Here is a 14,260-nt window from a genome sequence, read left to right as displayed (position 1 = left end):
CATATGAGCGAGTTGTAAATTTAAACTGTTATTGTCTCCACTATACTCATAATCTGTTGTGAGACCCGCAACGGTTTGATGATAGTTATAACGACTACCAGTAAATGAGACTAGCGTATCGCCAAAAGGTAAGGAGTAATGTCCTGTGAGATTTTGAGTCCCTTGTGAACTTTTACCGTGTACGTCATTATTCCAAGAGAAGTAAGCCAAATCACTTAACGCAAAAGGATTATCAACGTATAAGGTGGCACTGCCTTGATAGGTACCTGTGGATTTTGAACCTGAATTATCGAGTGATACCGCAACGCGCCAAAATTTCTTCTGATTGCGCCTGATGACAATATCACTTTCCCCTTGATTTTCCGTAGGGACAATTTCCATTTCTGCTTGGACTGTAGGAAGGCGCTGTAAATTCTCTAATCCTTGCTCTATTTCTCGTAAATCTAGCAAGTCACCAGCCCTAGCGGGCATGGCAGTCAATAAAAAAGCATAGGCATGACTGCCCTTGACACCCTCCTCAAAATAGACATCTCGTATTTTACCTGGAATGATTTTTAAGGTTAGCACGCCGGTGGTTAAATCTTGTTCGGGGGCAACAATACGAGTTGTGACATACCCTCTGTCAATAATGAGATTTTGCAAATTACTGATCAACTGGCTGATGCCTATGCCGCCTAACATAATCCTTCAGCGGACGCTTTTATTAGATTAATAGGTATAGCTTGAGGAAGAGATTCTCTTTCTTCAATCACGATTTGATTAATAACAAAGCAAGTTTCTTCAACGGGGTAATCTGAAGAAGACGTAATTCCAGAGTTTGCTTCAAAACGAACAGAGGGTAACTCTTCGGCAAGTTGCATTTGCCTTGCCTCTTGGCGCTCCTGTTGTATTTTTTGTTGTTGATTAATAATCGCATTCGAATTAATGTCTAGTGCTTGAGCAGAATGAATGACCCCCATGCAAATAAAAACATTGCAAAATCTAACATAAGAAATTGACACAAAAACATCCACCCTGATGAGAAATAAGAATAAAAAAGCTGATTCTTTATTTGATATAAGTAATAAATTGAAAATTATTGTAAGGCAAAAAATAATAAATGTTAAGATTTTTATCAAAACCTGAATAAAATTTTATGCAAATATACACATCTAAACTTCTTATTCTTTCTTATAGCTATTACCTTTGTGGAAGTTTTGAACTCACATCCAGAAATTAACTACAAAACGACTAAAGCCTTAGATTAGAACGGTAGTCAGTTCAATACTGTTAATTTAATGACACGGCAAAAATAAAAAAGTTCATAACATAGCTCATCACCTGCAGTGAAAAATATTTTTTGCTTCCACCCGAACTTGCACAAGTGGAATTAACTCAAATAAGTTGGATTCTAAAAGGAAAAATAAATTGAGTTCTTAAAATCCTGCGAACAAAAGGGAAACGGCAGAATTTAAATAGACTTACTATTGCTTAGCCTATGTGAAGAACAGAAAGGAATGACCCCTTCAAAATTTTGATTTTCAAGGGGGTAATTGATGGATTGAAGTTGGTGTTTATCAGGAACTAAGGATTACTACACATTGAATAAGAAATTCAAAACATCACCATCTTTTACAATATATTCTTTACCCTCTGCTCGCATTTTCCCTGCTTCTTTAGCGCCTTGTTCGCCCTTATAGTTAATGAAATCAGCAAAAGAAATAGTTTGAGCTCTAATAAACCCTTTTTCAAAATCAGTATGAATTTTACCCGCTGCTTGAGGTGCCGTAGCTCCAACTGGTATAGTCCAAGCCCTTACTTCTTTTACCCCGGCAGTAAAATAGGTTTGCAGATTTAGTAGCTCATAACCAGCTCTTATTACTCTATTTAATCCAGGCTCAGTAAGCCCTAAGGACTCCATGAATTCAGCTCTATCCGCTTCTTCTAACTCAGATAAATCAGACTCTATTGCAGCACAAACAGCAACCACTACAGCATTTTCATTTGCAGCATATTCTCGCACTTTTTCAAGATAAGGATTGTTTTCAAAACCATCTTCATTAACATTTGCTATGTACATAGTCGGTTTTAATGTTAAAAAATTAATATAACGAATCGCAGATTTTTCTTCATCGTTAAGTGAAGTTAAAGATCTTAATTGCCCTGCATTTTCAAGATGAGGTAAACACTTTAATAGCGCTTCAAGTTCTATTTTTGCATCATGATCCCCGCCTTTTGCTTTTTTTTGCACTCGATGAATTGCTTTTTCGCAAGTATCTAAATCAGCTAATGCAAGCTCCGTATTAATTGTTTCAATATCATCAATAGGATCAATTTTACCCGCTACATGTATTATATTTTCATTTTCAAAGCATCTGACAACATGGCCTATGGCATCAGTTTCTCTAATATTACTTAAAAACTGATTTCCTAATCCCTCTCCCTTAGAGGCTCCTTTAACTAAACCAGCAATATCTACAAATTCCATGGTAGTAGGTAGTATTCTTTGTGGTTTAACTATTAATGCTAATTCGTCTAGACGAGGATCAGGAACAGGAACAACACCTGTATTGGGTTCAATAGTACAAAATGGAAAGTTTGCTGCTTCTATACCTGCTTGTGTTAATGCATTAAAAAGAGTTGATTTTCCGACATTTGGTAAACCAACAATACCACATTTAAAGCCCATGATTTATATTCCTAATTTATTGATTAAAATAACTATGAGTTGTTATAAACTCATTAAGTAATTAAAGAGACTCAAATTATTATCGCATATATTCTATCGTCAAAATGTTAAGTAATTTATCTATTAATCTTACTTATTATAGTTAAATTCCTTAATATAAAATGAATAAATTAAATTAATGAACATTAATTCGAGATTTCCTATAATTCTACCAGAAATATAAAGAAAATACCGAAAGTTTGTTTGCCAAAAGATGAATAACTTATATATAGGTTATTATAAATAGCCATTTTGCACTCCTAAATCGCTCTAAAAAATAGTCTTCATACCACAAAAATTCAAAAGAATAATGTACTTTGTTTAATGCAAAACTTATTTAATAATGGTAATCTTATGGTAAAAGGGAATGAATTGAATATTTATTAATACTTTCCGATTTTTCTTATTTAACAAGCTAAGAGACTGTTTTGTCAATCCAACCGTATTCAGGATTTAGGCAAACTTTGTACTACTAATTTTTAGTATTTAAGCTAACCACTCCAGAGGTAAATATGTTTCCTGTCGATCTCCATATGCATACTATTGCAAGTACCCATGCTTATAGTACTTTGCATGATTATATCCCTATCGCTCAATCAAAAAATTTAAAACTTATTGCGATTACTGATCATGGACCCGATATGGCTGATGCTCCCCATTATTGGCATTTTATGAACCTCAAAATATGGCCTAGAGTGATCAATGGGGTTGGCATCTTAAGAGGGATTGAAGCAAATATAAAAAATCAACAAGGTGAAATAGACTGCAAAGGACCTATGCTTTCAAATGTCGATATCGTTTTAGCTGGTTTTCATGAGCCCGTTTACTCCCCAAAAAACACTGATTTACATACTGAGGCCCTTATTGCAACAATCCAAAATGGTGATGTACATATCATCAGCCATCCAGGGAATCCAAAATTTCCGATAGATATAAAATCAGTTTGCGAAGCTGCAGCAAAATATAATGTTGCTCTTGAGTTAAATAACTCTTCTTTTACGCATTCTCGAAAAGGAAGTGAAAAAAATTGTATTGAGATAGTTAAGGCCGTGAAAGCTGCAGGGGGAGTATTATCTGTTGGTTCTGATTCTCATATTGCTTATGATTTAGGTGATTTCTCTCATTGCCAAAGGATACTTAAGGAAGTAGATTTTCCTTTGAATAGGGTGATTAATCGTAGTGCACAAGCCACGCTAGATTTTTTAGCACTAAGAGGCCGTGATTATCGTTCTGAATTCAGTGAGATACTTTGAAAAATAAAGCCGATATCAATACAATATTACAATCGTAAGGGATTGAGAATAAAGATAATGACATTAAGTCAAATTGAGAGTTTAACCGGTATAGTGTCAGCTTCCAAGATACCCAAAAATCTTAATGCTTGCTCTCTTGTGTCTCCGCACATTTCTTTTGTCGGTTGAAGCCCCCCGCAACAAGCAGGTCTGTCTTTTGAAGAAAATATTAGGCATTTCATTTCTTCATTTAAGTGGATGCAAGGCTCACCTGCCTTTTTTCCATTTGGCATACCAGGTATCGGACTGGAAATTGAAGGAGCTATGCAACACGCACCACAATGAGACCTACAGGCAATGATATCAAGTAAAGCGTGATTATTTATAGGTTGTGTTGTCATAAAGGACCTTAGAATTTGGAGTGTTAAAATCTTAAAAATGTTATTTTTATATTTTAACACTCTTTTCTAGGCAATTTATGATTTTTCGTAGCTAAAAGTTAAATGCGTCTAAATTTTTAAAAGGTTAGGCTAATACTGATTATTTGGATTATAATTAAAGCACATGTTAATTTAGTTTTTACAGCTAAATGTTAATAGTTAAAAGAAAAATCGATAAATAGTGCCGAATTAAGTGTTTACTGACTGACCACGATATTAATTAGGGATCACACATGGCAAGAGTACTGCTAAGAAGTCATTCATTAACTGACTTTCAACCAATAGGCGAACAGGGTAAACCTGTTTTTTTATCTGCAATACAAATTAGGGAAATGCTTCGATTACAAAATAAAGCAGAGGTTGCTGATGCTTTAGCTATATTACAAATGAATGAGGCTGGTGATAGGATTGATTGGTATTCTGCTCAACAAGGAGATGTGATTCCTTGGTCTGCTGCTAGCGAAAGTGAAAGACAAAATGCCCTGCAGCAACTTGAGACAATTCATACGAGCCTTGATGCTATTAGTACTTCTATGAAAAGTAGCCCAAAGGAAGAACATGTTTTATTTGCTCACTTACTTGAAAAAGCCAAACAATTTCCTGACAGTTCCCACATATATTTAGTTAATGGTAAACCGGTCGTCACGTTTTGGGGATTTTTACATAATTTAGAAAAAATAAGGTTTGATCCGTTAGATATTCTTAGAAGTGTCAAGCCAACTCCTCCACCTGCTCCAGAACCTCAAATAAATACAGAAGTGGTCGAAGAAAAACCGGTTGGTTACCCATGGTTAAGATGGCTTTGGTTAATTCCCTTACTACTTATTCTTATAGCGTTAATTTTCTTTTTAATGAGGGGGTGTACACCAAATATAACTATTCCCTCAATTATAGAACCTACAAAAAACGTTCCTGAAGAAAATATAAAACCTGAAGAAAATATAAAAGATGAATCAGTGCAAGAACCTCTGGAAGCTCCTCCGGATATAAAAATTCCTGAATTAACACTTCCCACTTTAGACTTACCAGGAGTTGATTTGTTAAACGGAAATATTAGTCTTCCAAACCTTAACTTATCTGAATTAATTTCTCCTGATTTAACTTTACCAGATGGGAATATACCAAATGGCGATTTGCCTAATTTAGGTGAAGCTGGATTAGCATTACCCGAATTACCATTTGTCGAGGAAACTAATGTGGCTGTTGATGGATTAGTTGGCACTGAGAATACTGAGGCAGTAAAACCAGAATTACCTGGTGCTGAAAGTCCCAATACTCGATTACCCGAATCACCAGCAGTAAATGAGACTTTAAGTACAGAACAAATGACTCCTCCACTACTACCTGAATTAGGTAATGAAGCTAATGGTAATCAGCAGCAAGAAAACAAGCCCATTGCCAATCAAAATTTATCTACTGAGGCCGAAAATACTCAAGGAAATGCTGTACAAGGAAACGTAGCCCAAGGGCAAAATGAAAACCAAGGAAACAGCAATTTTTCACAGAATGCCTCTGAGAATAAAAGTCTTCAAATTCCGACTAATGCGGGTGGCAGAACAAACTTTTTAGATGGTGCTTGGAAGGCATCGAGTGGTATTCAAGATGTCAAAACGGGAAAACCTTTAGATTTATCTTATCAATTTGAAAATGGTGAAGGAAAAGTTCAAATCAAAAAAACAGATGGCACAGTGTGTAAAGGGGTTGTCAAAGCTGATTTAATCGGTAACTCCCTTGGGATAAATAATGATAATGTAGCAGAGTGTAGTGATGGAAGCACGTATCAGTTACCTGCCATTGAATGCACTCAAGGAAATTCAGCAAAAGCAGAATGTCTAGGTAAATATGAGGGAGTAAATCCTTTCCCTATAAATATGAAAAGTCAAGAATAACAGATCGCAATCAGTTAATACTCTATTGATATATTTAATTCATAGTTGGTAAAAGATAGTTGCATCAAATAGATATAATTGATTGTGTGGATTTTAAATATTAAAAAGCGAAATATCCTAAGGGATATCAATTGGAGTTGTAATTATGCTAGCACCACTGATAGATTTCAAAGATAAAGTTACTTTGATTGAGGATAGCGGTATTCAATGTCTTGATTTTGGAATTGATGCTAATATCAAAAAAATGAGGGCTGGAGAGTTTATAAAGTCTCCCTTAGATGGCACATTAGTCCGTTTGGTTTTTGATGAAAGAAAAGAGGGTTTTGTGCAACCCGGCACAGGTTTTCCTGCACAAAGTCAATTTGATATGCCACTTGAACAATCACTAAACTTATTAAATGGGATATGGTTACCTATTCCCTATTTTCGTATAAGCCCTCCTCGGCAATTTATAAAAGGACCATTGAATTGGGTAAGAGCTCAAATTATTAAACTAGATGATGCAGATAACGAAGGTAATACTTATCGCGTCGTGTTCGCGTTTGATACGAAAGTGTTTACAGACAGCACGCATACACAATACTTAGCCCCAACTAGAGAAGATATTAATTCAGGAGTAAATTTTGGGCTTGCTGCTCGATCTAACGAACATGGAGATTATTTGAATCTAACTTGGGTAAATGATTGGCTGATAGAGGTTTTTAAAGAGAATGCATTATCTCGATTACGAATGCACACTGAAGATATTGAAGAAAGTGTTACTCTTTTACACCATCAAGCCCATTATCTTAATTTTCTCTCTATTTTAGATGAATGCCTAAGGCTACCAGATATCCAAGTGACTGCCTGCTTTAATAACAAATCGAATAAATCTATTGGTGTAGATCTTTTACTAGATGTAGGTAATTCAAGAACTTGTGGAATAATGGTAGAACATCATGAAGCAGATAAAGAGACTTTAGAGCAAATTTATGAATTAAAGCTTCGTGATTTAACAACGCCTCATAATGTCTATATAGAACCTTTTGAGAGTCGAGTAGAATTTGCTCAAGCTGAATTTGGAAAAAAAGACTTTTGCATGCAAAGCGGACGACATGATGCATTTACCTGGCCAACTATGACAAGAATTGGCGGGGAAGCGGTTCGGCTTGCCGCCCAACGTCTAGGTACTGAAGGTTCTACCGGTATTTCAAGCCCCAAAAGATATTTATGGGATGAAGATTCTTTTGAGGCGGGGTGGCGCTTTAATAAGGCCTTCGTTAAATCGGATCACGAACCTTTGGCAACAGCTGCACCTTTGATAAGTCTTATTAATGATACGGGAGAAGCGCTATATACCCTAGAACCTCATGAGAGGATACCTGTATTTTCCCCTAAATATTGTCGCTCTTCATTAATGACATTTATGCTCTGTGAAGTTTTATCTCATGCAATTATTCAGATGAATAGTGTCTCCCAACGCCTGCAAATGAGTCACGCTGTAGCACCACGCTATTTAAAAAATATTATCTTAACCATTCCGCCATCTATGCCTAAACCTGAGCGTCAAATCTTTGAGAAAAGAATGCAACAAGCCATTGGATTGGTATGGAAAAGTATGGGGTGGCATAATCATGATGATAAAGTAATGAGGCAAGAAGAAGAACCTAATGTGTCTGTATTTACTTCTATGCCTATCCCCAGGGTAAATGTGCAATGGGATGAAGCTACCTGTGGACAAATGGTTTATCTATATAACGAGACTCAACATAGATTTGACGGACGCTCTGAAGAGTTTTTTGCTGCATTAGCTAGGCCGGATAAAAAAGAGCTATTAGGTGAAACATTTGGGAAAACATTAAATATTGCTTCTATAGATATAGGAGGAGGAACCACGGATTTGGTGATTACCCATTACAAATTAGATGAAGGGAAAGGGAGCAATGTTGGTATAGAACCTTTTCAACTTTTTAGAGATGGATTCAAAATCGCAGGAGATGATATTCTGTTAGATGTCATTCAACTCTATGTTATCCCCATGATAGAAGGAGCATTGAAACGAGTCGGATTATCACAACCAAGCAGCCTACTTTCTCGTTTGTTTGGTAGTGAAAGAGTAACAGCACAACAGCAAGTATTAAGACAACAATTAACTTTGCAATTACTTAGTCCTCTTGGTTTGAAAATTTTAAGTCTTTATGAAAAATACGATCCTGCTCAATTATCTCAGCCCATTGATATGAAAATAATTGAATTATTAGGTGAACATCAAAAACCCACTGAAAATGTATTGGGTTATTTTTATCAAGAGCTAAGAAAAGAGCTAAATCAAAATCATTTAGAATTTAATTTATTAGATGTCTCAATTTCCTTTGATTTAGCTCACCTTCACCAGGCTTTTTTAACAGGGCGTATGAATATTACTGAAAGCCTTAAAGCATTATCAGAGGTGGTATATCATTATGGTTGTGATGTCTTATTACTTACAGGTCGTCCATCAAGATTACCAGGTGTACAAGCCTTGTTAAATCAGCTGCAACCCGTTCCCTCGACAAGAATTTTACCGCTTCAAGGATATTATACTGGTGAGTGGTATCCATTTAATAAGCAAGGTCGAATTGATGATCCTAAATCAACTGCCGCTGTTGGTGCTATGTTATGTTTATTGGCTGATAAATTGAAATTACCAAATTTCTATTTTAAAGCGTCTAATTTTAAACCTTATTCAACTGTTCGCTATCTTGGTATGCTAGATAATAGTAACCTTATAAAGAAAGAAAATGTCTATTACAAAGAAGTGGATTTGGACTCCCCAGATTCCGAGCTTGATGATGAGGTCTTTGAATTAAGAGGAACAATGCGCCTCGGGTATCGTCAATTTAATATTGAAAGGTGGCCTGCGTCAGCTTTATTTAGTTTAACTATCCAGAATGATAAGATTAAAGAAGAAATTGCAAGGGGAGGTCTGATTCGTGTCTCTTTGCGAACTAAACGCAATAAAACTGATCCTAATATGAAGGTGTCTTCTCAGCACCATGAGCAAGAAATTCATTTAAATAACGCTGAATTATTCAATCGTGAGGGAGAACCTGTCAAAACGGTTACTAGTGCGTTAAAATTGCAACTAAATACACTTGCTGATACAGGATTAGGAGCTACTCACTATTGGATGGATAGCGGAAGGGTGATTACAAAATGATAAATTCTCTTATACCGGAAAGTTCTAAAATGCAGCTGAAATCCGAACAAAAAGCCCTGATTGATAGCTGGCAAAATATTTATGATGGTGCAGATATGGCCATTAATTGGATTAAAGAAACCAGACAAACTGTAAAACGGGTGGATAATGAAGCAAATTCATTAACTATCGCATTAAGAAGAGCAAGAAACCAGGCAAAAAGTTTATCTCATGCGGCTTCTTTGCCTATGACAGTAGGTTTTTTTGGGTTATCTCAAGCAGGTAAGTCTTATCTGATCTCTTCTCTAGCCTCGAGTAAAACAACAGGTAAACTCGAAACTCAATTAGGGTTACATAAACTTGATTTCATCAATCATATAAATCCCCCTGGTGGCGGTAAAGAAGCAACGGGACTTGTTACTCGCTTCAGCGCTAGAAACAGTTTAGCGCCTGATGATTATCCGGTTCAATTACGAATTTTCAGTGAAATTGAAATAGCAAAAATTTTGGCAAATTCTTTTTATAACGATTTTAATCAAGAAAAAATAGATTTTTCCCTAAATGAGGAACTAATTACTCAACATATCAAAAAAATCACATCTAAAAAATCAACCAAAGTGATTCCTGGGGTTGATGCAGATGATGTCGTCTCACTATGGGATTATATGACTCGTCTTGCTGGAAAAAGTCAGCAAGTGATGAAATACACTTATTGGCCTGAGGCAATTGCTGTTGCCCCTTATCTCTCAATTATTGATAGAGCAGAATTATTTTCATTATTATGGGGTGGAAGCAAAGCATTTACTGAAATGTATGTGAAATTTGCGGTGGCCATTACAACGCTCAAAGGAGCTAAGCAAGTGTTTGCTCCTTTGACAGCTTTAGTCATTGAAGAAAATGGGCAGTTTTCACAAAAAGACAGCATAATGAATGTCGATATGCTAGAAAGATTGACTCAGAATGAAGATGATAAGATTTCTGTATTGAGTGTTAATTACTCAGAAGGCATATTAACTACTGATGAAGTAATCCTATCCTTATCTTTGCTTGCAGCTTTAACCGTTGAGCTTTATGTACCACTGAGCGATGAAGTTTGTGAGCCTATTTTTGACGAAGTAGATCTTCTTGATTTTCCAGGTTATCGAGGGAGATTATCTTTAGAATCACTTGATGAATTAGATAAAACGACTGCAGATAGTGGAATTGCACAGCTATTTTTACGCGGTAAAGTGGCTTATCTCTTTGAGCGTTACACTGACAACCAAGAGATGAATACTTTAGTTATGTGTACGTCATCAGCGAAACAGTCTGATGTTACTTCCGTAGGTCCTGTGCTTGATGATTGGATCAAAAAAACACAAGGTGAAGACGCGGCGACGAGAAGCAAAAGGCATAGTGGATTAATATGGGCCCTGACTATGTTTGATATGCGCGTTGGACAGAGTTTAACACTAGATCCACTTCAGCTAAAAGAAGTTTGGGGAACGGGTGGCTTAATGAAAATGGCTATTTTAGAGCGATTCGGTCAATATGATTGGTTAGAAAAATGGGGAGAAGGGCCATTTAATAATACATTCTTAGTCAGAAAACCGAGACTTGAACAATTTTCTTCTATTGAGCTGAATGCGGGTGAAGAAGTTGCTTTTAATCCAAGTCATCTCGATAAATTAGCTTTGATGAAACAGACATTTTGTGATGATGAAATTGTTCAAAAACATATTGCGGAACCAAGTAATGCTTGGGATGCCATGTTGACTCTAAATGATGGTGGGATAAGTCGGATTATTGATGCGCTGAAATTGACTACAGGTCTAAGTTTTAAATTAGATAGGATAAGAGAACAATTAGAACAAACGAAACATGATTTAGTCACGAGTCGATTGAAAAAATGGTACCATTCTCAAGGTGAAGAAGAGGTAACGGCTAAAGAGAATATTGCAAGAGAAATAATCAATGTCTTGACTAAACAAGCCAAGCGTCATGGTGAAATTCTATTGGCTCTTATGCCCAATAAAGAATCTATTGAAAGGATCTATTTACAACATATTCAGATCACTGGACAAACAGTTGAGACTGAGTCTCAGAATAATGTCCCTGTCAATACAAAATTTGATCCTTTTGCTGTGGACAATGGGTTTGGAGATGAGATAGATATTTTTAGCCAAGAACCTCAGCTTATAAATGATAATCAATCAAATGCAAATACTGAAGCAGTATCAGCTCATGCTGTTGAGAATGTTACAGAAGCCGATAAGCTATTTGTTCAAAATGTCATTCAAGAGTGGTATGCCCATTTACGGCAACTACCGGATAATTTAAAAATCTGCCAAGGGCTAGGTATACCTAAAACAATAATGGAACTATTGACAGATGAAATAATTAACATTGCCTCTAGAAATCAAGTCGATCAAAGTTTAATGAATTGCTTTAATGGTGCTCAGCAGATCGGTGTTAGACGTGAGAGGATAGTTAATAAGCAAGTTTTTAGGGTATTAAATCATTTAGGGGATTTTCTTTCATGGTTAGGATATGTGAAACAACCTTTATCGCAAAGGCCTAAAAGCCGATTTAATGCAGGCGCAGAAATATTTCAATTACCTGAAAGTATGAACTCTATCAACTTCACGCTAGACAGTTCGAGTTCTTTAATTAATCTTAGTGAGGAGCCTGTACCCTACACTCAAAGATTTGTTTATGATTGGTTTGTTGCTCTAAAAGAGGCGATTGAAGAAAACGCAGGACATCAATTTGGCAGTGAATTCACAGTCCAAGAAAATCAGCGGTTAGGTGAAATCATTTCACTCATGAAGCCGTAGATGGAAAACATCAAGATTTTACATTTTTTCGTTTTAGTGAGAAACAATTTATAAGGATACAGCTAAAGCATGTCTACTATCATAAAAGTTAACCTTAAACCTTTGACGCCTTCAGTTCCTGGGCGTGCCAAATTACTAATTAAAGAGTGGAGATTTGAAACAAAAGAGTTAAGATTCAATATTCAGCGTAATCAGGATCAATTTTATCTTGGTGAAAAAGGGATTTGGAGTCCATCCATTATTTATCATGAAGTGTCAACGCTTGGCGTCAGTGCTGAGGGCTATTATATAGATATTCTGGATAATATACTTGACCCATTACTAAAGTTGACCGGAACTTCTTTTAAAATTGAATTGGAAGATAGCGAAAAGAATAAGGCTTTTGGAGTACTTATTTTAGAAGAAGGCTTACTTGCCTCATCTGCGTTAGGCAACGCCACGCTAAATGCTGAATCTGCTCCTATACCTTCTAAAATTCAGGAGTCGACGCCACCCGAATTAGACGAAAAAAACATTGAACAGATAGAGCTACCACAGGTGGATATGACCAGTGAGCTAACAGCTGAGGAAAAAATATCTTTTGATACAATGTCAGCTGAAAATCAGCCTAAAACGTTAAATGAAGATAAGAAAAAAAGCAGTGGGGTTCTTAAAAATACTATGATAGGATTAGTTTCAATCCTTATATTGGTGGCTATGGCATGCGGCATCTTGTATTACTTGAAAGGTCCTCAGTTTTTTAAGGAACTATTTGAAAAAGTTCAGAACCAGTTTGATGAAATTGCTCCCCAATCGCTACTCAAAACTGATGAGACTCAAATTTCCTCTGCATTTAATCAAGAAAATCTTAATAGTGCCTGTTTAATAACAGATGAAACCGCAACAGATGAATTAGCTTTCGTTAAAAGTTGTCTTCAATCTTCACCTAGTGGCGCTGATCTTATGAAAATCATTGCTAACGCCAAATCTAAAAAACTTTGTCAAGTTGCTCAAAGAATTTATGCGTATAAATCTCAAGCGGGAGATAAGCAAATCAGCTTAGCTTATGCTAAAGAATTCGATAGCGCATTTAATGAGAAAGAAGGGTGTTTTGCTGAAGATAAAGAAACAGCCATATATTGGTATGAAAAAGTTTTATCTGTCGATCCTTTGCATGTAGAAGCTACCGAGCGAATCAAAGCGTTACAGCTTTAAAATTCTTGTTTGGTCATTCTTACTTTCCCCTTTGTAAGATAAAGGGATTGTCAGTAGATTGCATTTCTAAACAATGCATTCAATAGGGGTGTTTTTTTATCAATATATTTTAATTTCTTAGGCGACATATTGGTGATTTTCATATAGATTGATTGCATTATCATAGTCCTTACGTTCATTTTAGTTGGTCTATAAGAAAAAAATGCAAGTACTAATGGATAAATTGATTAATGAATCTTCGTTGAATGAACTTATTAATGAGCTATTTTTTAGATTGATTGACAGCAAAGAATATTTAAATTGACAATAATAATTTATCCCACATTCCGCTGTTCAAAAAATGATTACTTTAAAAGTATTTTTGCCTTATTACGATTTTAATTTAAGTTGAGAGCTTTGAATTAGTGTTAAATCTCTCATTTGTTAAATCAAAAACCTATTTTTTTAAAATTAGGTTTTTGAAAAATTTTTTTTTACCGTTTTTTTGTTTTTTTTTTGGAAAATAATTTGTTTTTTACTCTTTTTAACAAAAAATGTCAGCATTTATTCCCTTTTTTGGCCCTTAAGCCAAAATTTAGGCGTAGTTAGCCTGTGATTGTTCTAATTCTTTTTTAATTGTGGTCGCTCTTTTGAGATTTAATACCATGCAACGCATGGAAAAGCTTAACGCATTTCTCTTTAGGCCTTTATATCTAGCTTGCCCCATCCCTAAATGCATTTTACCTAGCCCAAAGATACTTTCTACTCGGCTTCTTATTCCACTACAGACTCGGTTGAATGCCTTATCCTCTTTTGTTAACGGCTTATTGCGGTAGGCTCGCTTTA

Annotated in this window: 10 protein-coding genes; 5 read left to right on the top strand and 5 right to left on the bottom strand. The window is 35.7% G+C overall.

Translation table 11 applies throughout. From position 1 onward, the window contains the following. The 3 genes from ACFFIT_RS00380 to ychF form a co-directional block, all read right to left on the bottom strand. A partial coding sequence (locus ACFFIT_RS00380) for a ShlB/FhaC/HecB family hemolysin secretion/activation protein (protein WP_385875352.1) occupies nucleotides 1-681 on the bottom strand: 681 nt, incomplete at its 3' end. Next, nucleotides 675-1,001 (bottom strand): hypothetical protein, encoded by a 327-nt coding sequence (locus tag ACFFIT_RS00375; protein ID WP_385875351.1) that lies wholly within the window; start codon nucleotides 999-1,001, stop codon nucleotides 675-677. The genes ACFFIT_RS00380 and ACFFIT_RS00375, both read right to left, overlap by 7 nt. A 572-nt stretch (nucleotides 1,002-1,573) precedes the next feature. Beyond that, nucleotides 1,574-2,668 (bottom strand): redox-regulated ATPase YchF, encoded by a 1,095-nt coding sequence (gene ychF / locus ACFFIT_RS00370; RefSeq protein ID WP_385875349.1) that lies wholly within the window; start codon nucleotides 2,666-2,668, stop codon nucleotides 1,574-1,576. A gap of 551 nt (nucleotides 2,669-3,219) precedes the next feature. On the opposite strand from ychF, the gene ACFFIT_RS00365 reads away from it, so the two are divergent. Beyond that, nucleotides 3,220-3,960 carry a phosphatase gene (locus tag ACFFIT_RS00365; RefSeq protein ID WP_385875347.1) on the top strand — a complete coding sequence of 247 codons (741 nt, stop codon included), beginning with the start codon at nucleotides 3,220-3,222 and terminating at the stop codon, nucleotides 3,958-3,960. A 68-nt stretch (nucleotides 3,961-4,028) separates the two neighbouring features. On the opposite strand, the gene ACFFIT_RS00360 is transcribed toward ACFFIT_RS00365, so the two are convergent. After that, complete coding sequence (locus ACFFIT_RS00360; RefSeq protein ID WP_385875354.1) at nucleotides 4,029-4,298, bottom strand: YkgJ family cysteine cluster protein; 270 nt, start codon at nucleotides 4,296-4,298, stop codon at nucleotides 4,029-4,031. Nucleotides 4,299-4,612: 314 nt separating this feature from the next. On the opposite strand from ACFFIT_RS00360, the gene ACFFIT_RS00355 reads away from it, so the two are divergent. The 4 genes from ACFFIT_RS00355 to ACFFIT_RS00340 all read left to right on the top strand — a co-directional run bounded on the left by ACFFIT_RS00355 (nucleotide 4,613) and on the right by ACFFIT_RS00340 (nucleotide 13,435). Further along, complete coding sequence (locus tag ACFFIT_RS00355; protein WP_385875345.1) at nucleotides 4,613-6,268, top strand: SrfA family protein; 1,656 nt, start codon at nucleotides 4,613-4,615, stop codon at nucleotides 6,266-6,268. Nucleotides 6,269-6,413: 145 nt separating this feature from the next. Next, nucleotides 6,414-9,446 carry a virulence factor SrfB gene (locus ACFFIT_RS00350; protein ID WP_385875343.1) on the top strand — a complete coding sequence of 1,011 codons (3,033 nt, stop codon included), beginning with the start codon at nucleotides 6,414-6,416 and terminating at the stop codon, nucleotides 9,444-9,446. Next, on the top strand, nucleotides 9,443-12,241 hold the full coding sequence (locus ACFFIT_RS00345) for a putative virulence factor (protein ID WP_385875342.1): 2,799 nt from the start codon (nucleotides 9,443-9,445) through the stop codon (nucleotides 12,239-12,241). Before ACFFIT_RS00350 ends, ACFFIT_RS00345 begins: the two co-directional genes overlap by 4 nt. A 69-nt stretch (nucleotides 12,242-12,310) precedes the next feature. Next, nucleotides 12,311-13,435: a hypothetical protein gene (locus tag ACFFIT_RS00340; protein ID WP_385875340.1), complete on the top strand. Its 1,125-nt coding sequence runs from the start codon at nucleotides 12,311-12,313 to the stop codon at nucleotides 13,433-13,435. Between the two features lie 574 nt (nucleotides 13,436-14,009). On the opposite strand, the gene ACFFIT_RS00335 is transcribed toward ACFFIT_RS00340, so the two are convergent. After that, the coding region (locus ACFFIT_RS00335; RefSeq protein ID WP_385875339.1) for a transposase at nucleotides 14,010-14,260 on the bottom strand (251 nt) is incomplete at its 5' end.

Origin of the sequence: Thorsellia kenyensis (assembly GCF_042432445.1) — a bacterium.
In the GTDB taxonomy this organism is placed as follows: domain Bacteria; phylum Pseudomonadota; class Gammaproteobacteria; order Enterobacterales; family Thorselliaceae; genus Thorsellia; species Thorsellia kenyensis.
This window is presented reverse-complemented; position numbering and strand designations above follow the sequence as displayed.

Bases quoted from the DNA above. Each gene is read 5' to 3' on its own strand.
- ACFFIT_RS00345 (WP_385875342.1), top strand. From the start codon at position 9,443: ATGATAAATTCTCTTATACCGGAAAGTTCTAAAATGCAGCTGAAATCC.
- ACFFIT_RS00355 (WP_385875345.1), top strand. From the start codon at position 4,613: ATGGCAAGAGTACTGCTAAGAAGTCATTCATTAACTGACTTTCAACCA.
- ychF (WP_385875349.1), bottom strand. From the start codon at position 2,668: ATGGGCTTTAAATGTGGTATTGTTGGTTTACCAAATGTCGGAAAATCA.
- ACFFIT_RS00350 (WP_385875343.1), top strand. From the start codon at position 6,414: ATGCTAGCACCACTGATAGATTTCAAAGATAAAGTTACTTTGATTGAG.
- ACFFIT_RS00340 (WP_385875340.1), top strand. From the start codon at position 12,311: ATGTCTACTATCATAAAAGTTAACCTTAAACCTTTGACGCCTTCAGTT.
- ACFFIT_RS00365 (WP_385875347.1), top strand. From the start codon at position 3,220: ATGTTTCCTGTCGATCTCCATATGCATACTATTGCAAGTACCCATGCT.